Genomic DNA, 19347 nt, shown 5'->3' on the forward strand with positions numbered 1-19347 from the left:
GACTTACAGTCGATTTAGGGTCATGCTTTTATGCAACAATTTCAATCTCTACAACGCTTGCTGATTTTTTATACACTGACATTATTGGCGATGTTGACGGTGTATTACGGCACCATGTTTTATGAGATGAGGCAGCATAATGAGCAGCACAGTATAGAGAGCTTTTATTCATTAGAGCATGAGGTTACTGGACTTACTAACCCTACGAATGCTGAGATTAAAAAGATATTAGAAAAGCCTTTTTTAAAAGATATCAGCTATCAGCTAATTTTTATGAAGCCGTCTGGACAGACATATATTCACCGTCATACCCGTCCTAATGAACGGGAATTTACCGTTATCACCTTTCCCAATGTCATCACCTCACTACCTTCTAACAGCAATCACTATAGTGCCTATACGCTGAGAAATCGTAATTTGGTCGGTACCATTGAGCTCAAAAGTGGTCATAAAATTTACACGATATTGCGTCATGAGCCGCTTGATATTAATTGGATATCGTATCGCTATTGGCTACCTTTGATGATAGCCATTATGTTTTTCACCCTAGCATTATTATATACGCTAAAGCGCAGTGCTAATTGGCAACAATTGCTTATTTATACCGATGAGTTAAGTAGCCATGCCAAAGATGCTTACATCACGCCGCCATTTATTGAAAAGAAAACCACGGCTGAGTTTTTGCGCTTGGGGCATGCGCTCAGCCGTATCAGCTATCAGTTGCATAATAACCATCGACACATTACCACGCTAAAACACCGTCTAGAGCGTTTGGTTGATCATGCCCCACTGCCGATGCTAATGATTATGAGACACGGTCAAATCAGCTTTTTTAATCAGCGTTTTGAGCAAGTATTTGCAACGCCTTTTCAAAGCGATAGCCATTATCAATTGACCGACTTTGTCTTTGCTGAAGATGAGGCCACTCAGTCACTACTACAAAAATTGGCAGATTTGCGGGTCACGCGCACGCTGCTGGTTTATGGATTGCATAATAAAAAAGCTTATCAGTTGCATGTTACCCCGTGGTTTGGCGAGCATGGACAAGTACATGGCTTTACAGTACTGCTAAATAATATCCATGAGTTGGTCAATCAAAGCGAGCAATTACAACAACAAAACCAGCAGCTACAACGCCAACTTGATGATTTTAATACACTTAAATCAACCATGGGTCACGATTTACGCCTACCGTTAGAGGCAATGATTGACACCTTAGAGCCGATTGACCCCGAAACGTTAACAGTTGCTCAAAATGAGATTTTAAACACCTTAATTCAGACCAGTCATTCGATGCTTACCATGCTGAACGATATGCTAGATATCGGTGAGATAGAGGTCCGTAAAACACGCTTAAATATTAAAGCAGTCGATATTTATAAGCTTGGGCAAGAGGTCAGTCAGTCACTCATAGATAGAACTAGGCAGCAAGGGTTAGAGTTACTTTATTTCTTTACACCTAACAGTCCGCGTTATATTGATACCGACCATAAGCGCCTGCAACAAATCTTGCACAATCTATTAGACAATGCGGTTAAATTTACCAATTCTGGTTATGTGGCATTAACCATTGATACGGTAAGTAACGCAGAAGTATTGGCCACTAAAAACAGAACTTTGATAGGTGTTAATAAAGACCCTAACATTTCTAAAATCAATAAAGATAATAGCAGTCATGCAGCATACGACTGGGTTCGGTTTAGTATACAAGATAGCGGTATAGGCATCGATATAGCAAAGCAGCATCAGCTGCTGACTTATCTCAATCAGAACAGTAATAACAGCCAGAACAGCAATCAAGTCAATAACCCAAGCAGAAGTCAAAGCGTTAACTACATGCAAAGATATACGACTGAGAAAGGACTTGGGTTAAATAACGCCAATAGTTTTGCGCGATTACTAGGTGGTTTTATTGAAATAAAAAGTACGGTGACTAAAGGCAGTACTTTTAATCTTTATCTACCTTGCAAGCGTCCAAATTATCAGCCAATTTACCATCTTAATCCCCATCTAAGCCAGATTCATCTGCTTGCGGTAATCAAGCAGCCACTACGTGCCAAACATCTTCGCGATTTGTGTGCTTACTTATCTATACCAGCCACTATTTCGACCTTTATAGACAGAACAGCGCTACAGCAAATAAATGATAAATTGACGCAAGATGAGCAGAGACTTGCTCCTATTTTGCTACTAGATTATGAATATTATGAAGAAATCACGCTCGCATTATCGCCTCAAATAATCGCTGACGATAAAAATATAAAAGCTGAAAATGAATTAGAAGAATTAGAAAAGAAAGCACGCGTAGATATTGATAGACAGCAAGCTTTAAACAGCTTACTGGCTAATGCTTCATTGCCAAAGATATTAGTTAGCATGAAAGCTGAACGGCGCATTCCGTCTATATTGTTAGATAGATGTGATGGCTTTTTAAACAAACCGCTAGATGTGGCGTTATTACTCTCTGAATTATTGCGTTTGACGTTGTCCGTTAAACAAACCCTAATACAACCAGAAAATATTCAAGATAATACCAAAGATGAAACCAAACAGAACAGCCAAGAAAATACTAGCCAATTAGACGCAGTTATAAATGAATCTAACAGCGAAACTCTAGCGCCATTGATTTTAGTAGTAGAAGACAGTTTAACCAACCAAAAAATAGCCTGCAAAATTTTGGAAAAAATCGGCTATCGTAGTGTGGTCGCAGAAGATGGGCAGCAAGCGCTAGATAAATTAAAAGAGCAGCGCCAAGAAATTGCGCTTATTTTGATGGACTGCCGGATGCCAGTGATGGATGGACTACAAGCAACCCAAGCGATTCGCGCGCAAGGTGATGATATTCCTATCGTGGCATTGACGGCAAATAATACCGAAGAAGATCGCGCCGCCTGCTTGCAAGTCGGCATGAATGAGTTTTTAGCCAAGCCTATTAATAAACTTAAACTACAAGAGATTTTGCAAACGTTTATTAAAAGCTAGGGCGTGTCCTGAATTCAATCGATAGACATTACTTTAGACTTTAGCCGCTACTTCATAAAACCATTATCTGCCAAAAATGCCTCGGTAATCTTGCTCTCTGGACTGCTTGTATTTGAGCTATCCGCTTGTGATTTATTCAATAGTCGCTCTAAATAACGCGCCACGATATCCACTTCCACATTGACTTTATCACCTACCAACCAATGCTGCGCTATATTGGTCACTTGCGCGGTATGCGGAATGATATTCAGGGAAACGATATTGTCACGTACTAAATTAGTGGTCAAGCTGATGCCATCAAGGGTGATAGAACCTTTGGTCGCCGTGTAATGCGCCAACTCGTGTGGTATCTCAATTTCGATATAAAGTGAGCGCGCATCTTTTTGCAGCTTACTGACCACGCCTACGCCATCGACATGACCGGCGACGATATGCCCACCAAAGCGCGTGGTGGGTAGCATGGCTTTTTCTAAATTCACGATATAACCCGGCTTTAATGCCGCTAAAGCAGTACGAGCTATCGTTTCACGTGAAACATCAACAGAGTAATAATTACTGCCAAATTCGACCACAGTCAAACAGATGCCATTAGAAGCAATCGAATCTCCCAGTTTTACATCACTAAAATCCAAACCATCCGATTCTATCGTCAGACGGATATCACCGCCAGTCGGCTGCATAGATTTTACTTTTCCAACGCTTTCTATAATTCCGGTAAACATATCAACCTCTTTTCATTTTTTATTGCCGTTATAGGCAGAATATATTATTTGAACCTATTGTTTCATCTGAACTCATCAATCAATCCATCAATAATGGCAACTGTCAGCCTTTATGCTAGCCATGACATTTATTATATGCTTAACAAAAATAAGAATAATTATGGGATAAGTTGTGGATAACTAAGAATAATTCAACACAGCGTGGTTAAAACCTTGGTATTTAAATAGTTATCCACAGAAAGTCTATTTCTTGCTCAATTATTAACCAAGCTCAAATACTAGATGCAAGTATTTGATTTTGAATTAATTATTATAGAAAACCATTACAATAACTCCTCATAAGTTTCATGTGAAACAGAGTTATACACAGTTTCATGTGAAACCTCTGATAAATCATTATATTTATCCACACCAGTCGTTCATGAGTGTAATCTTGTGGATAAAGTATTGAAAAACAAGAGTTTCCGTTAGAAGGTTTATAAAGGCAGTAAGGTAAGCTTAATATCAGAATCCAGTTGCTCATGCCTTTGAATATCAAAACGCAGCTGCTGTGCTAAAAGTAACGGATTAATATCAACCATAGGCCGTGCTTGTGCTCCTAATAAGCAAGGCGCTTGATAAACAATGAGCTCATCCACCAGCTGCTGTTGTAAGAAGCTACCAGCCACGCTTGCTCCTGCCTCTACCAATACGTCATAACATTGATACTCAGTCACTAGGGTTTTTAATAACTCAGTCAAACTATCTTCACGCCAATATAGCGTATCTGCTTGAGTGCATAACTGATAGTCAGATTGCAAATCGTATTTTAGTCGCTCTCGTCTATCAAGTATCACCACCTTAGCAGATGGTATCTCCTCAGGCGCTATACCCAATCGGCTTGAACGTACGTTTAATTGAGGGTTATCGACGATAACGGTTTCGCTACCAGTGATAATAGCGCCACTCTGCGCGCGTAATTTCTGCACATCTTCACGTGCGGCTGTACCCGTAATCCATTTCGACTCTCCAGATGCCATTGCTGTACGACCATCAATACTGGTGGCAATCTTAAGTCTGATATAAGGCATTTGGCTGCGCATCGCCCTTAAAAAGCCTTTATTCAACGCTTCTGCTTGCGCTGTTAGCACGCCAACGGTAACAGCGATGCCCGCTTGTTCTAACAGTTCCACCCCGCGACCAGCCACTTGAGGATTAGGGTCGAGACCAGCGATGACTACACGTTTCACACCAGATTCAATAAGCGCTCGCGCGCAAGGCGGAGTACGTCCAGTATGACTACAGGGTTCTAACGTCACATAAGCGCAAGCACCCACGGCGTGTATACCTGCATCTTTTAAGGCGAAAACCTCAGCATGCGGCTGCCCAGCTTTAGGGTGAAAGCCTTGACCGACTACCTGGTCTGCTTGCACAATCACACAACCTACTGCTGGATTGGGGCGTGTCGTATACAAACCACGCTTGGCCTGCTCAATGGCAAGCATCATAAAATAGCGGTCTTTGGCATCTTGAGAGTGATTCGAGTTCGGCATAAAGGCGTACTTAATAGAGTTTGGAAAATGGTTTTTATAAATATTTAATAGTTCCAGAAAGTTTGAATTAAGAAAGTTATTCAATATTTAGTCAAATTTCTCGACTGATTAATATTTAAATCAGTCTATTTTTCGTTTGGGCGGATGTTAGCAATTTCTTGATGAAAGGCGTCGATATCTTGAAAGTCTCGATAGACACTGGCAAAGCGCACATAAGCGACATCATCGAGCGTTTTAAGCTCGCTCATAATAATTTCACCCAACACTTTACTGCTCACCTCGCGCTCACCCATTTGCCGTACGCGCTTTTCGATACGGCTAATCATTGCTTCTTGTTCATCAATAGTAATCGGACGCTTTTGTAAGGGTAACAAGATCGAGCGGCGTAGCTTGTCATTATCGTAAGGTTCGATTTTGCCACTCGATTTGATAATACGCGGCATCACTACTTCTACCACTTCAAAGGTCGTAAAGCGTTCCTGACAGCTATTACATGAACGGCGACGGCGTACTTGCGCGCCTTCAGCAGCTAACCGTGAGTCGATAACCTTAGTATCTGACGCATTACAATATGGGCAATGCATACGCTTTTCCTTAGTTTAATAATGAAGGCACACATAATTATTGATAAAACTAAATTTTCTAGAAACTGATATTTCTTATCAGGCAATTCAATATACAAAGAGCCTTTTGCTCATTATTTACCAATACAAAAACTACCAAAAATCTTACCTAATAAATCGTCAGCGCTAAATTCACCGGTAATCTCACCCAAACTATTCTGCGCTTGGCGCAAGCTTTCTGCGACCAACTCTCCCGCTTTAAATACCGTGAGCTGCTCATGCGCCTCTGCTAACGAATCAGCGGTACGTCTTAGCGCGTCTAGATGACGCGTACGGGCGATTAAGCTGTTTTCTGGCGGATGAAAACCTACTTTAGCACATAAGCTTTCGACTAAGTCATCAATCCCTGCCCCTGTTTCACATGAAACATTGACCTGTTCGTAGCCACGATTTTTTATTTCAGCCTGCGAAATAGACGTTATTTCTTTGCTGCTATTATCGTTTAATAAATCGCTTTTATTGGCAATAATCAGTAAGCGCTTGGCTTCTGGCAACTCACCGAATAACTGCTCAGCGAGCTGTAGCGGTGTGCTGTCACTTTCAAGATCACGAGTCACATCATAGACCATCAGCAGCATATCAGCCTGCGTGATAGCCGTACGAGCACGTTCAATACCGATACGCTCGACCGTATCCTCTGTCTCGCGCAGACCTGCCGTATCGGTTAGATGCAACGTCAAACCATTAAGAACCACGGTTTCTTGCAGGGTATCGCGCGTTGTCCCAGCCACATCGGTAACGATAGCACGCTCTTGCCCTGCCAGACGATTCAGCAAGCTTGATTTACCAGCATTTGGTCTACCAGCAAGCACCACATGAATGCCGTCGCGTAATAGCTGACCTTGCTTAGCGGTCGCTAGCACTTGCTGTATTTTAGCTTGTGTTTGCTCAAGCTTATCTTGAATAACCCCATCAGATAAAAAATCAACGTCTTCTTCATCGGGGAAATCAATCGCTGCTTCAACATGTAAGCGCAGATGAATCAACTGCTCTAATAACTGATTAATTTTTTGTGAAAACTCACCGCTAAGTGAGCGAATCGCACTACTGGCAGCGGCGGCGCTGGTGGCATCAATCGCGTCAGCGATGGCTTCTGCTTGCACCAAATCCAATTTATCATTATCAAAAGCACGGTAAGAAAACTCCCCTGCGCTCGCTTGTTTTGCGCCCAATTCAAACACCCGCGCTAGCAGCTGATTTTGCAATATAATGCCACCATGACCTTGCAGCTCAATCACATCTTCGCCAGTGAACGAGTGCGGACCTTTAAAGTACAGCACCAAACCTTCATCAATGGTTGTACCATCAGCCTGATAAAAACGGCAAAAACTAGCCATACGCGGCGTGAAAGCCGACTTACCAGTGAGCTGACAGGCAATATCATAGGCACGTGCGCCCGATAGACGAATAACACCAACGCCACCACGCCCAAGCGGTGTTGCAATCGCCGCGATAGTCGGAAGGCGAGATAAATTAGAATTTTTAGGTGACTCATCTAAATTATCAGCGGCTAGTGCCATCTCTAAAGAATCCACAATCACTCTCAATAAGTAAAAACCCCATTATAGACGGCTTGACGCATACTGACAAAGCAAACTTTAATAAGCTGTTTTCTAAAAAATTAGAATATGGCGGTTTTCGTCAGTCATTAATGGAAGAAAATACTAAAATTTAGTACATAAAAAAACCACCGCCGTAGCGATGGTTTTTTATCAATTTAAAAGCTATTTAATCTAGAACCTTAACAGTACGACGTTTTTGCTCTTCTTCAACTTTACGGTTGATTAAGTACTGCTGCGTCATACTGAATAAGTTATTCACAGTCCAGTATAAAACCAAACCTGCTGGGAAGAACAACATAAACGCGGTGAAAATAATCGGTAAAAATTTCATCACTTTCGCTTGCATTGGATCAGCTGGTTGCGGGTTTAATTGCTGCTGCACAAACATCGACGCACCCATTAGCAGGGGTAAAATGAACCACGGATCCATCGCTGATAAATCTCGAATCCACAAAATCCAAGGCGCATGACGGAGCTCAACACTTTCAACCAATACCCAATATAGCGCTAAGAAAATCGGCATTTGCATTAAGATAGGTAAGCAACCCGCCATCGGATTGACCTTTTCTTCTTTATAAATGGCCATCATTTCTTGCGACATTTTCATACGATCGTCGCCGTGCTCTTCTTTTAATATAGCAAGCCTTGGGGCAATTGCTCGCATCTTCGCCATTGAGTAGTAGCTTTTATTAGAAACCCACATCAAAGCGATTTTAACCAGCAGCGTCAACAGGATAATTGACCAGCCCCAATTACCGATGACTTTATGAATACCATCCAAAATCGCAAACAATATCTTTGATATTGGCCATAGCAATCCATAATCGACGGTTTGGTTCAGTCCTACCGCAACTTCTTTTAGCTCCGACTGGACCTTTGGACCCGCGTACAAGGTTGCTTTTAAGGTAATTTGCTTGTTTGGCGCCACATTAATAGGCTGGCTGTTAAAGCCAATAAAGTAATCATTACCTGTTTCACGGCTAAAGAACTTACCAGTAAAGTTTTCAGGCGTCCAAGCAGAAACGAAGTAATGCTGTACGATGCCCACCCAGCCTTTATCACTGCTAGTGGTCAACTCACCATCATTAAACTTACCAAACTTCAGCTTATTATAAGGATCGTCAGGTGTGCCCCAAGCGCCGCCCAAATACGTCGCCATGCTTAGCGCGCCTTTATCAGACATCCCAGGATCTTTACTATCGTCACGCTTTAACTGCGCAAACATCTGCCCTTGCCATGAATTGGCAGAAGCGTTTTGGATTTGATAGCTAATATCAATCGGATACTTATCTTGAGTGAAGGTAAAGGTTTTAGTAACCGTCACACCGTCTTTTTGATAAGTAAGCGGTACGGACAAGGTTTGCTGACCCTTTTCCATCACATAATTGTTAGCCGTGTGGCTGTAGGTGGCGCGACCTTCTGCGGTATCGATACCGTTTTGACCAATCAGACCCGACTGAGCCACGTAAACGCGATTGCTGTTATTTTCTAGCAAGACAAAAGGCTTATCGCTATCGAGCGTCGCATCATACTGCTTTAGCGCCGCGTAAACGATATCACCGCCTTCTGGATTGATTTTGATGTCATAGCGATCAGTCGTGACCGTGATTAGGCCTGTATTTTCAGCAGGTGTCGCTGTTACAGTACCGGAATCAACTGGCAATGTCTGTGTTGGAATATCGCCTGCTGCACCAACCGTAGAAGGAATATCAGCTCCTACCGAGGTTGCAGTTTTTGGCACCGTGTCTACAGCTGGCGCATCGGCATAATCATCTCGCCATGCCAAAATCAGCAGATAAGCGGTGATTAGCATCGCAATGATGATCATCACCCGAAATATCTTTTGCATAAACCTTTCCTAGATTAAAAAATTAGGGAATGAAAAATCAGGCATGTATCATGACCACCACACAGTATCAACCCCTGTTCTCAGCGGTAATATCAGCAGTCAATCACATAAAATGTTCATCATTTTACTAAAAAACCACTCTAAATGATACCAAGAGTGTGGATAACTTGTGGGTAACTCCATAGATATCCACAACTGCCCAGTGCATAACAAAACTCAAATCAATTTCATCAACTGATTTAGGCGTGAAACATAGCTTGTCGTATCTCTAAAAACACATAAACCTTGGGCTTTGACGCTAGCAAGTGCGATAGGGGGCAAATATTGATAATAATAAGAAGATAAAGGTAATGGCACAAAATCAACGCCATGTCCGCCTAACGGATGACAGCTGCTAATACGTTTTAATAACAGCCAACTGCCTGACCAAACCCCATGCCACGCTAAAGCTTGTTTACCATAATTTGAGCACGTTGGATAATAACGACATCGAGCAGGTAAAATAGGACTAATTATCTTTTGATAGAAAACAATAAAATAATAAAATAAAATATAAAAAAAATTATTTATTGTTTTCAATAAATATTTCATTCTATTTTCTTTCTATTTTTTTAAAAATATTATTAATTTCATTAATCAATTCTTTAGTACTTAAATCTTTTATAGATTTTTTGACAATGAAAACAATATCTTTGTTTTCTAAGTTACTAGCTTTTACGCGAAATTGCTCACGTACTTGACGTTTGATTAAATTTCGCGCAACAGCAGTAGGTACTTTACGTTTAGTAATCGCCATACCGACTCGAGGTTGCTCATGAGTATTGGTACGTACAAACGCCATTAGGTGGCTCTGATGAAGCTTACGCTCAGGTGCATCAAATACCTCACGGAAGGCAGTAGGCGTGAGTAGGCGCTGCGCTTTGGTGAAGCGAGCATTAGGTAGGTCTGAAACAGTATTAGACATAGTACAACCTAGTGTAGGAGCTAATAATATTAGCAGAAATAATAGCGTAGAAACGAAGGTAAATTATAGAGACAAAAAAAGCGCCGATATGGGCGCTTTTAATATATGACTAAGTGTCAGTTGTGATGATTGACGATCGCAATCTATAAATAATAGATACACAACAAGCACTAACAGCCATGCTTATCGCAATCTACTGATTATACAGTAAGGCGATGACGTCCTTTAGCGCGGCGACGAGCTAAGACCTGACGGCCTTTTTTAGTTGCCATACGAGCACGGAAACCGTGAGTACGTTTACGCTTGATCACGCTTGGTTGGAATGTACGTTTCATAACTCACCTATCAAAATAATGGACTAAATTCGTAATAGCGAAGGATTATACCACTACACAGTATTTTGGTCAATAAACTAATTGAGCTCATGTTTTTACATGATGGGTTTTATAACAGATAAAATGTTTTCAAAGTTATTCATATTTACTTATTTGGTGTTAAGGATATTAATCGTTACTAGCTCTATTTAACTTCTTAGAAAATCTATTTTAGTTTTTGAGTGATGGAAGTTATCCACAGTTTGTTTCGGTCTCTATAATAATTAATTATTAATATAGATATAGATATTGTTGTTGTTGGGAGCGGTATTATCTGTGGTTAAGTCTATTTTTCTCTTTAATATCAAAAAACTAGACTATGGGTAAGGTTGTGGATAACCTGTGGGTGAAATATGGATAACTCATGTTGTTTACTTATCCACAAAACTATCCACAGTCTTATCCACAAAAAACAAGGTGTTATCCACAGGCTGTTTGTGTTAGATTAGCCCCCTAGCTGGTGTATGATTTTAAGTAATCTCACCGTAGAGACTTTTAGTTGAGAAACGAGAAGCTCTACGGGTAAAAATTCAGTGATTTTCACAATAAAAAAAGTTGTTTTTTGACCAATTATTTTGGACTATGGGGTTAGTATTTTTCATGATTGATACAGCAACTATTTGGGATAAATGCCTAAATGATCTACGTTATCACGTTAAAGACAATGTCTTTACGATGTGGTTGAGACCATTATCCGCGCATCAAGAAGCCAATAGCTTGATTATTCTTGCTCCTAATGATTATTTTGTAACCTATATCAAAAAGAATCATTTGCAAGATATCCAGCAGCTAGTCACTAAACATAGCCAAGGTAGTATCGAAGAGGTTATTGTACGTGTTGATAATGCTGGTCGTGACATAGATGACATCAATCAATCACAGTCAGGCTCATTGTTTGAAGACGATAGACCCTCCCCTTCCCCTGCAGATCACAATTTCCAAACCACGCATAATAATATTGCTAGAGCCGATATTGATGCCAATATGCGTCATGCAGAACTGATTGAGTCTGCCGATGCCAAATCATTAAGCTATCTAAATCCTGATTTTACCTTTGAGACCTTTGTTACTGGTAAGTCTAATAATCTGGCTTACAAGGCTTGTTATGAGCTTGGAAAGCGCCAATCAAAAAATCGGCACAATCCTTTATTTATATATGGACCTTCTGGTTTGGGAAAAACGCATTTAATGCATTCTGTAGCGCATCGCTATTTAAAAAACAATCTAAGCTTTTATTATTTCACTTCTGAAAAATTTATTAATCAATTGGTTTATTCATTAAGAAATAATAAAATTGAAGATTTTAAAAAGAAAATAAAAAAAGTAGATTTATTAATTGTAGATGATATTCATGTATTAGCAGGAAAGACAAAAAGTAGTAATGAGTTTTTGACTTTGTTTGCAGACTTTACTAGCGGTGACAAACAATTGATTTTGGCATCAGATCGCCATCCATCACAAATGACGGAGTTTGATGAACGTTTTAGATCGCGCTTTTCGTGGGGCTTAACGGTTGCGGTTGATCCTCCTGAGATTGATACACGCGTGCAAATATTACAAAGAAAAGCCGCATCGTACGGAATGAGTCTTCCTAAAGAATGTGCCTTATTTATTGCTCAAAATGTGGTTTCTAACGTCAGACGTTTAGAAGGTGCGCTAAATCAAGTATTTGCCAATGCCAATCTAACCGGCGCGCCCATTACGCTTGAGATGGTGCAATACGCGCTAAAAGACATCGTTGCGATGCGCGTACAAGCGGTAAATATGGATAATATTCGCAAAGTAGTCGCTGAATATTACGATATTACGATCAAAGATATGATGGGACGAAAACGTACGCGCAGTATTGCAAGACCGCGTCAAATTGCAATGGCATTGTCACGCGAGCTAACCAGTGATAGTTTTCCTGAGATTGGGCAGTCATTTGGTGGTCGCGACCATACGACAGTGATGCATGCTTGTGATAAAGTAAATGAGCTACGCGCCGCCGATCCGGCGTTTGATAAGGATTACAAAACCTTAGCTTTGATGTTGCAAGCAGGTTAACAGCTTGTGGTGTGACGATGTTGTTATGAGCAGTCATAGTTTATAATAATTAGATTATCAGCAGACATAAGCTGTATGGATTATCATTAGTAGACAGGGTATTATTGAGCAATCACTTTAAGACCATATAATTTAAAATCATATAATCTAAGACCATATAAAAAATCCTTTTAATAAGAGCAACTAATAAACAAGAGTAACTAAGCATGCAATTATCGATTAATCGAGAGTCGTTATTAAAAGCTATTAACTTGATCGCCAAGGCTGCTGACAAGCGCCACAATATGGTTATTCTGGGTAATATTAAGCTTCAGTTGTCTGAATCAGCGCTGATTTTGACCGCATCTGATTTAGAAGTAGAGCTGACATCGACGTTGAAATTGCCTGCTGGTGCTTGTATTGAAGCCGGTACAACGACGTTACCTGCGACCAAACTTAAAGATATTTGTAAATCACTGCCGTCGCAAGCGCAAGTCAATCTTACCACTCAAGAAAATGAGCGTTGCTTGTTGACCAGTGGCAAAAGTCGTTTTACTTTAGGGACATTACCTAGCGAAGATTATCCAAGCCTTGGTAATCCTGAAAATATCACGCCTTTGACCATTAGTCGTAGCCGTTTAACCGACTTGATTCATAAAACCCAATTTGCGATGGCTATCCAAGATGTCCGTTATTATCTAACAGGTATGTTGTTTGATGTTTCACAGCAGCAGTTGACGACGGTTGCAACCGACGGCCACCGATTGGCGTTAGCACGTAGCGTTATTGACGTTAGCGCAGATTTAAATATGCAGGCGATTTTACCACGTAAAGCTGTAATTGAGCTTGAGCGCTTAGCTTCTGAGCTTGGCAAGATGTTAGGTGATAAAGACAATGCAGTCACACTAAGCTTTGGTCGTGAATTCTTGCAAGTTAGCTTGCCGTTTGGTGATGTGGATAGTGCAGGGCAGGTGAGTGATAACTTAATGGTGACCTTTACCGCACGTCTCATTGACGGTAAATTCCCTGATTATCGCCGCGTTATGCCAAGCAATACCGATAAATTGGCGTTGTTTAACCAAGAAAAAATGACTGATGTGCTGCGCCGTGTATCGATTTTAAGTAATGAGAAATCTCGTGGCGTGGTATTTAACTTTGCCAGTGATGGTATGGTAGAAGTACGTGCCAATAACGCTGAGCAAGACGAAGCAGTTGAGATGATACAAGCGAAGTATCAAGGAGAACCAATGGAGTTGTCCTTTAATGCCGCTTATCTACAAGACGTGCTTGGTGTCATCCAAGGTGACTTACAAATGCATATGAGCCAATCAAATGCTTCAGTACTGGTCAATCAGCTCAATGACGACTTCCATCAGTATGTCATTATGCCAATGCGCATATAGTGCGATTCTATTATAAAATTATTTTTTTTAATAAACTTTTGCCTGCTTATTAGTAGGCGGTAATATAGGCGGTTATCACTGTTATGATTGAACGTCTACAAATTTCAAACCTGCGTAATCTAACTCAAGTGAATCTACAATCTGCTGCTTGCAACGTTATTATCGGTACAAATGGCAGTGGTAAAACATCCTTACTTGAAGCGATATTTTTGCTTTCAAGAGGTAAAAGTTTTCGTCATCATCAGCCTAAACGCTATATTCAACATCATCAAAAATACGCAACGGTGCATGCTAGGCTCAATGACAGCAGTACCTTGGCTATCCAAAAACAAGCCGATGCGACGACGGTTCTACGTCTAAATCAAACCACGGTTTATAACCAAAGCATCTTAACTGAGCAGCTACCCACACTACTGATAGATCCATCGACGATGGATATGCTAGAGCAGGGTAGTGCCAGTCGTCGGCAGCTATTAGATTGGCTAGTGTTTCACATGAAACAAGGTTTTCACCCACAGTGGGTAGCCTATCAACGTTTACTAAAACAGCGCAATAGTTTGCTAAAAAAGAGCCGCCATCTAACACAGGTACAGCTTGCTGAGCTAAAATCCTGGGATAAAGGGCTTAGTAATCATGCTGCGCTTATTCATCATTACCGTGAGCGTATCTTTACAGAATGGCAGACTTACTTTGCTGATAGTATCGCGCAATTATTGCCTGCCTACGCAGAGCAATTAAGCCTGAGCTATAATGCTGGCTATGACGCCAGTGTAGCGCTTGAGGTGCAGCTTAACGAGCGCTTAGAACAAGATTTACAACTGGGTTATACCCGTATTGGTAACCATCGTGCTGATATTCATGTACATTGGCGCTCTAGTGATTTGTCAGAAACGACAAGTGATGATAAAAAGGATGTTAGTTCGAATCCCACCGCAAACACAGACCTCAATACCAAACTACCAATTTTAAAAGAACAAGCGGCCAATGTGTTGTCTCGCGGTGAGAAAAAATTGTTAATTACCGCTCTACGCTTATCACAATTGCCGTTATTGCTTAATGACGAAAAGACCGCGCTTGCTATAGAAAAAAATACTAATAGTACGACTCTATCAAACGACCATATGAAATCAAGAGCCACGCCAGTGGTGCTGCTCGATGATATTACAGCAGAGCTAGATGATAGGGCGATAGATATTTTATTATCGACGTTAGCGCAGCTGCCATGTCAGGTGTTTATGACCAGTTTAACCGAAGATATTTTGCCGTTGGTGCATAAGTATTGGTCAGAACCTAAGATGTTTCATGTGAAACAAGGAAGTGTGACACTTTTATGAACAACAATTTATAAAAGTCATTTCCAATGACCAATATCAGCTGAATTTGCGCTTAATTCTTAGCATATGTTACTTATATTCCCCCTCAATTATCATTATTCTGCTTATCTTTTTAGCAAAGTAATGACCATCCCAAAATACTTGCTCAATATCGATAAAACTGTCAGTAAACAGTGACTTAGCGGCGAAAAAATGCTAAAATAGAGCTTTATTTTTGTCCTATTATCAGCAAGTTATCTTACAAATTTTCATCAGTATTGTTTAAGGTTTTCTTAACACTTATAAGTACCTAAGTGTTTGATAAATATATGCTTAATTTTACTTGTCTTTAACGATAGGTAAAATAAAATAGAAGCAGATATGAAAAACGGTGATCTAAAAATAGATTAGGCTTAGAGCTGATTTTATAATCCTTTAAACAACATCTGATAACGTTTTAGCGAATACTATAACTAAATATTTTAACCCTAAACGTTAAATCTAAGATAACGTCATTCAGTATTGCCGCCGTGGTGAACTGATGACAAATAGCTGACGATGGCTAGATTAAGGAATGCACATGAGTGATTCATTACCTACCGACCACGAGCAACTGATGCCAGACAATGCTCTAGATACTATTGCACCCGCTGCCGTCCCTCAAGGATTACCCTCTGATTATAGCTCCAAAGATATTCGTGTATTGCGCGGATTAGAAGCGGTGCGCGTACGTCCTGGTATGTATATCGGTGATACCGACGATGGTACCGGCTTGCACCATATGGTCTTTGAGGTGGTGGATAACTCGATTGATGAGGCGTTGGCTGGTCATTGTGACCAAATTGACATTATTATCCATGAAGACGAGTCTGTCAGTGTCATGGATAACGGTCGCGGTGTCCCTGTGGATATCCATCCAGAAGAAGGGGTGTCGGCAGCACAGGTTATTATGACCGTACTGCACGCCGGTGGTAAATTTGATGACAACAGTTATAAGGTATCAGGCGGTTTACATGGCGTCGGTGTTTCTGTTGTTAACGCCTTATCTAAAAAGCTTGAGATGAATATCTGGCGTGAAGGCTATCATTATCATCAAACTTATACCGATGGCGTTCCTGATGCTGATATTCAGCAGATGGAAGCGACGAATAAAACCGGTACCCAAATCCGTTTTTACCCAAGTAATGATGTCTTTACAGGCACTATCTTTGAATATGATATTTTAGCTAAACGTCTACGTGAGCTGTCTTTCTTAAACTCGGGTGTGCGCATTGTTTTGACCGATGAGCGTATCGATAAGCGTCATGAGTTCGAACATAAAGGCGGTCTGTCAGAATTCGTCAGCTATATTAATGCCGGTAAAGACGGCATCAATGATGTCTTTCATTTTGTCAGTGAGCAAGATGACGGCATTAGTGTCGAAGTGGCGCTACAGTGGACAGATACTTATAACGAAAAAGTATTGTGCTTTACCAATAACATCCCGCAGCGCGATGGTGGCACGCATTTATCAGGCTTCCGTTCGGCGCTGACACGCGTTTTAAACAGTTATATGGACCGCGAAAACTTATTTAAAAAAGAAAAAGTGGTCGCGACTGGTGATGATGCGCGTGAAGGTTTGACGGCGATTGTTTCTGTGAAAGTGCCAGATCCTAAGTTCTCAAGCCAGACCAAAGATAAGCTGGTTTCAAGCGAAGTAAAATCTGCTGTTGAATCAGCAATGCATGATAAGTTTAACGATTATCTGTTAGAAAATCCAAGTACTGGTAAAGCAATCGCTAGTAAGATTATCGATGCTGCCCGTGCCCGTGATGCGGCGCGTAAAGCCCGCGAGATGACACGTCGTAAGACCACGTTAGACATCGCAGGTTTACCGGGGAAATTGGCGGATTGCCAAGAAAAAGATCCCGCATTGTCAGAGCTTTATATTGTGGAAGGTGACTCTGCTGGCGGATCAGCAAAGCAAGGTCGTAGCCGTAAGACCCAAGCAATTTTGCCGTTAAAAGGTAAGATTCTTAACGTTGAGCGTGCTCGTTTTGACAAAATGCTGTCTTCTGCTGAAGTGGGTAACTTGATTACGGCGCTTGGTTGCGGCATTGGTCCGGATGAATATAATCCTGACAAAGTACGCTATCATAAAATTATCATCATGACCGATGCGGACGTTGATGGCTCGCACATTCGTACGTTGCTGTTAACCTTTTTCTTCCGTCAAACGCCAGAATTGATTGAGCGCGGTTATATTTATATCGCTCAGCCACCGCTATACAAAGTGAAAAAAGGTCGTCAAGAGTTGTATTTAAAAGATGATGAAGCCCTTAAAGCATATTTATTATCATCAACGATTGATAATACTAGGCTGCATATCAGTGCTGATGCGCCTGCCATTACTGGGCAAGCGCTTGAGACGTTGTTAAATGACTATAACCAAACCCAGCTTATCAAAGCTCGTTTGCAGATTCGTTATCCAGCGGTGTTATTGGATGCGCTGACGCATACGCCAAAGCTCAGCACCGATATGACCTATGATAAGTCAGCGATGGAAGCGTGGAAAGCATCATTACAAACGCAGCTTGAGCACTTCGGTAGTGATTTAAATCCTGAGATTGAACTGATCAATATACATGCGCCGCAACCAAAAAATATGGATGCTGCTGCGGCTGATTTATTGGGTATGAGACCTGTCATCGAGCCTGAACAGAGCGTCGCGTTAGATAATGACGGTGAAGCTCAGTCTATTAAAGCCCAATGGTTGCCACGTATTACCCTTTATGTGCATCAACTGGCGCATCATTATCTGCTAGATGCCAGCTTTATCAATTCAGGCGAGTATACCAAGCTGCTACGCTTATCAGCTGAATGGAATACATTACTTGCAGAGGATGCCTTTATCCGCCGTGAAGCAACTGTAGGTACGATCAAAGACATCCCAGTACGCGACTTTGATTATCTATGGCAGCAAATGATGCTTGATGCGCGTCGTGGTCTGGCGATTCAGCGCTATAAAGGTCTGGGTGAGATGAACGCTGATCAGCTGTGGGATACCACGATGGATCCTGAAAACCGTCGTATGTTACGCGTAACGATTGAAGATGCGATTGCCGCTGACCATATGTTTACCTGCTTAATGGGTGATCATGTCGAGCCACGTCGTATTTTCATCGAAGAGAATGCGTTGACAGTATCTAATTTAGATATCTAAACTGGCTGTGAAAAGTTGCTTAATGATTATTAATTGATTAATAAAAACCACCGTCTTGGCAATCAAGGCGGTGGTTTTTTAATGTTAGAGTTGTTTCACGTGAAACTTATGGTAATAAGCAAAAAGAAGCGAAGAATAAAATGATTGAAGTCATATTACTTGCCATTGCGCTTGCGATGGATGCGTTTGCCGTCGCGATTGGGCTAGGGGCTAAATCGCAAAAACAAGATAAGCAGTATGTGCTGCGCTTAGCCATTTATGCTGGTTTGTATTTTGGTATCGCGCAGGGCGTGATGCCACTGATAGGTTATTTATTGGGCGCAGCCTTATTAGGCTGGTTGGCTGCAGCTGCACCTTGGATTGGCGGATTTATTCTTGTCGGTCTTGGTGGCAAAATGCTTTATGAAGTGTTTTTAGGAGATGGGGAAGAGGCTGTAGATAAGGCGCTGCATATAAATAGTGATGCAGTTTCCATAAGTGAAAGTATAAAGAAAAACATCAATCATCGCACCATGTTTACCCTTGCGATTGCGACCAGTATTGACGCAATGGCGGCAGGGTTTACTTTAAACTTACTGGCGCTTAATGCATGGTTAGCTTGTTTAATTATCGCTATTATCACCGCTGTTTTTAGCATCTTTGGTATTTACTTGGGTAAAAAATCAGGTACGCATCTTGAGGATAAGGCGGAAGCACTTGGTGGGCTGGTTCTTATAATTATTGGCTTAAAAGTAATGTTTTTCAGCTAGTTTATTAACTTCTATCTTTTACTCTATAAAAAAACACCGCTTTGTTT

Annotated in this window: 14 protein-coding genes; 6 read left to right on the forward strand and 8 right to left on the reverse strand. The window is 41.1% G+C overall.

Annotated elements, in window-relative coordinates; translation table 11 throughout:
* The first annotated feature begins 30 nt into the window (after positions 1–30).
* Positions 31–2982: a response regulator gene (locus JMX13_RS08640; protein ID WP_201612118.1), complete on the forward strand. Its 2952-nt coding sequence runs from the start codon at positions 31–33 to the stop codon at positions 2980–2982.
* Between the two features lie 47 nt (positions 2983–3029).
* On the opposite strand, the gene JMX13_RS08645 is transcribed toward JMX13_RS08640, so the two are convergent.
* The 8 genes from JMX13_RS08645 to rpmH form a co-directional block, all read right to left on the reverse strand.
* Positions 3030–3704, reverse strand: a complete 675-nt coding sequence (locus JMX13_RS08645; RefSeq protein ID WP_201612119.1) for a riboflavin synthase — start codon at positions 3702–3704, stop codon at positions 3030–3032.
* 476 nt (positions 3705–4180) lie between these two features.
* Positions 4181–5236 carry a bifunctional diaminohydroxyphosphoribosylaminopyrimidine deaminase/5-amino-6-(5-phosphoribosylamino)uracil reductase RibD gene (gene ribD, locus JMX13_RS08650; protein WP_201612120.1) on the reverse strand — a complete coding sequence of 352 codons (1056 nt, stop codon included), beginning with the start codon at positions 5234–5236 and terminating at the stop codon, positions 4181–4183.
* A gap of 125 nt (positions 5237–5361) precedes the next feature.
* Positions 5362–5820, reverse strand: a complete 459-nt coding sequence (nrdR, locus tag JMX13_RS08655; RefSeq protein ID WP_149490272.1) for a transcriptional regulator NrdR — start codon at positions 5818–5820, stop codon at positions 5362–5364.
* A gap of 113 nt (positions 5821–5933) precedes the next feature.
* Positions 5934–7379 (reverse strand): tRNA uridine-5-carboxymethylaminomethyl(34) synthesis GTPase MnmE, encoded by a 1446-nt coding sequence (gene mnmE, locus JMX13_RS08660; protein ID WP_201612140.1) that lies wholly within the window; start codon positions 7377–7379, stop codon positions 5934–5936.
* A gap of 208 nt (positions 7380–7587) precedes the next feature.
* Positions 7588–9270, reverse strand: a complete 1683-nt coding sequence (gene yidC / locus JMX13_RS08665) for a membrane protein insertase YidC (RefSeq protein ID WP_201612121.1) — start codon at positions 9268–9270, stop codon at positions 7588–7590.
* A 216-nt stretch (positions 9271–9486) separates the two neighbouring features.
* Entirely contained in the window at positions 9487–9861 is a 375-nt protein-coding gene (yidD, locus tag JMX13_RS08670) for a membrane protein insertion efficiency factor YidD (protein ID WP_201612122.1), read from the reverse strand.
* A 1-nt stretch (position 9862) separates the two neighbouring features.
* Positions 9863–10234, reverse strand: coding sequence for a ribonuclease P protein component (rnpA, locus tag JMX13_RS08675; protein WP_201612123.1), 372 nt, complete (start codon positions 10232–10234; stop codon positions 9863–9865).
* A gap of 200 nt (positions 10235–10434) precedes the next feature.
* Positions 10435–10569, reverse strand: coding sequence for a 50S ribosomal protein L34 (gene rpmH / locus JMX13_RS08680; RefSeq protein WP_007394757.1), 135 nt, complete (start codon positions 10567–10569; stop codon positions 10435–10437).
* 639 nt (positions 10570–11208) lie between these two features.
* On the opposite strand from rpmH, the gene dnaA reads away from it, so the two are divergent.
* From dnaA to JMX13_RS08705, 5 genes are all read left to right on the forward strand, one after another.
* Positions 11209–12654 carry a chromosomal replication initiator protein DnaA gene (gene dnaA / locus JMX13_RS08685; protein ID WP_201612124.1) on the forward strand — a complete coding sequence of 482 codons (1446 nt, stop codon included), beginning with the start codon at positions 11209–11211 and terminating at the stop codon, positions 12652–12654.
* A 206-nt stretch (positions 12655–12860) separates the two neighbouring features.
* On the forward strand, positions 12861–14036 hold the full coding sequence (dnaN, locus tag JMX13_RS08690; RefSeq protein ID WP_201612125.1) for a DNA polymerase III subunit beta: 1176 nt from the start codon (positions 12861–12863) through the stop codon (positions 14034–14036).
* Positions 14037–14119: 83 nt separating this feature from the next.
* On the forward strand, positions 14120–15370 hold the full coding sequence (recF, locus tag JMX13_RS08695) for a DNA replication/repair protein RecF (protein ID WP_201612126.1): 1251 nt from the start codon (positions 14120–14122) through the stop codon (positions 15368–15370).
* A gap of 595 nt (positions 15371–15965) precedes the next feature.
* Positions 15966–18551 (forward strand): DNA topoisomerase (ATP-hydrolyzing) subunit B, encoded by a 2586-nt coding sequence (gyrB, locus tag JMX13_RS08700; RefSeq protein WP_201612141.1) that lies wholly within the window; start codon positions 15966–15968, stop codon positions 18549–18551.
* Positions 18552–18691: 140 nt separating this feature from the next.
* The gene (locus tag JMX13_RS08705) at positions 18692–19300 is read left to right on the forward strand and encodes a manganese efflux pump MntP family protein (protein WP_201612127.1); all 609 of its coding nucleotides are present in this window, start codon (positions 18692–18694) and stop codon (positions 19298–19300) included.
* Positions 19301–19347: the final 47 nt, after the last annotated feature.

It is taken from the genome of Psychrobacter immobilis (genome assembly GCF_904846285.1).
Classification (GTDB): domain Bacteria; phylum Pseudomonadota; class Gammaproteobacteria; order Pseudomonadales; family Moraxellaceae; genus Psychrobacter; species Psychrobacter immobilis_D.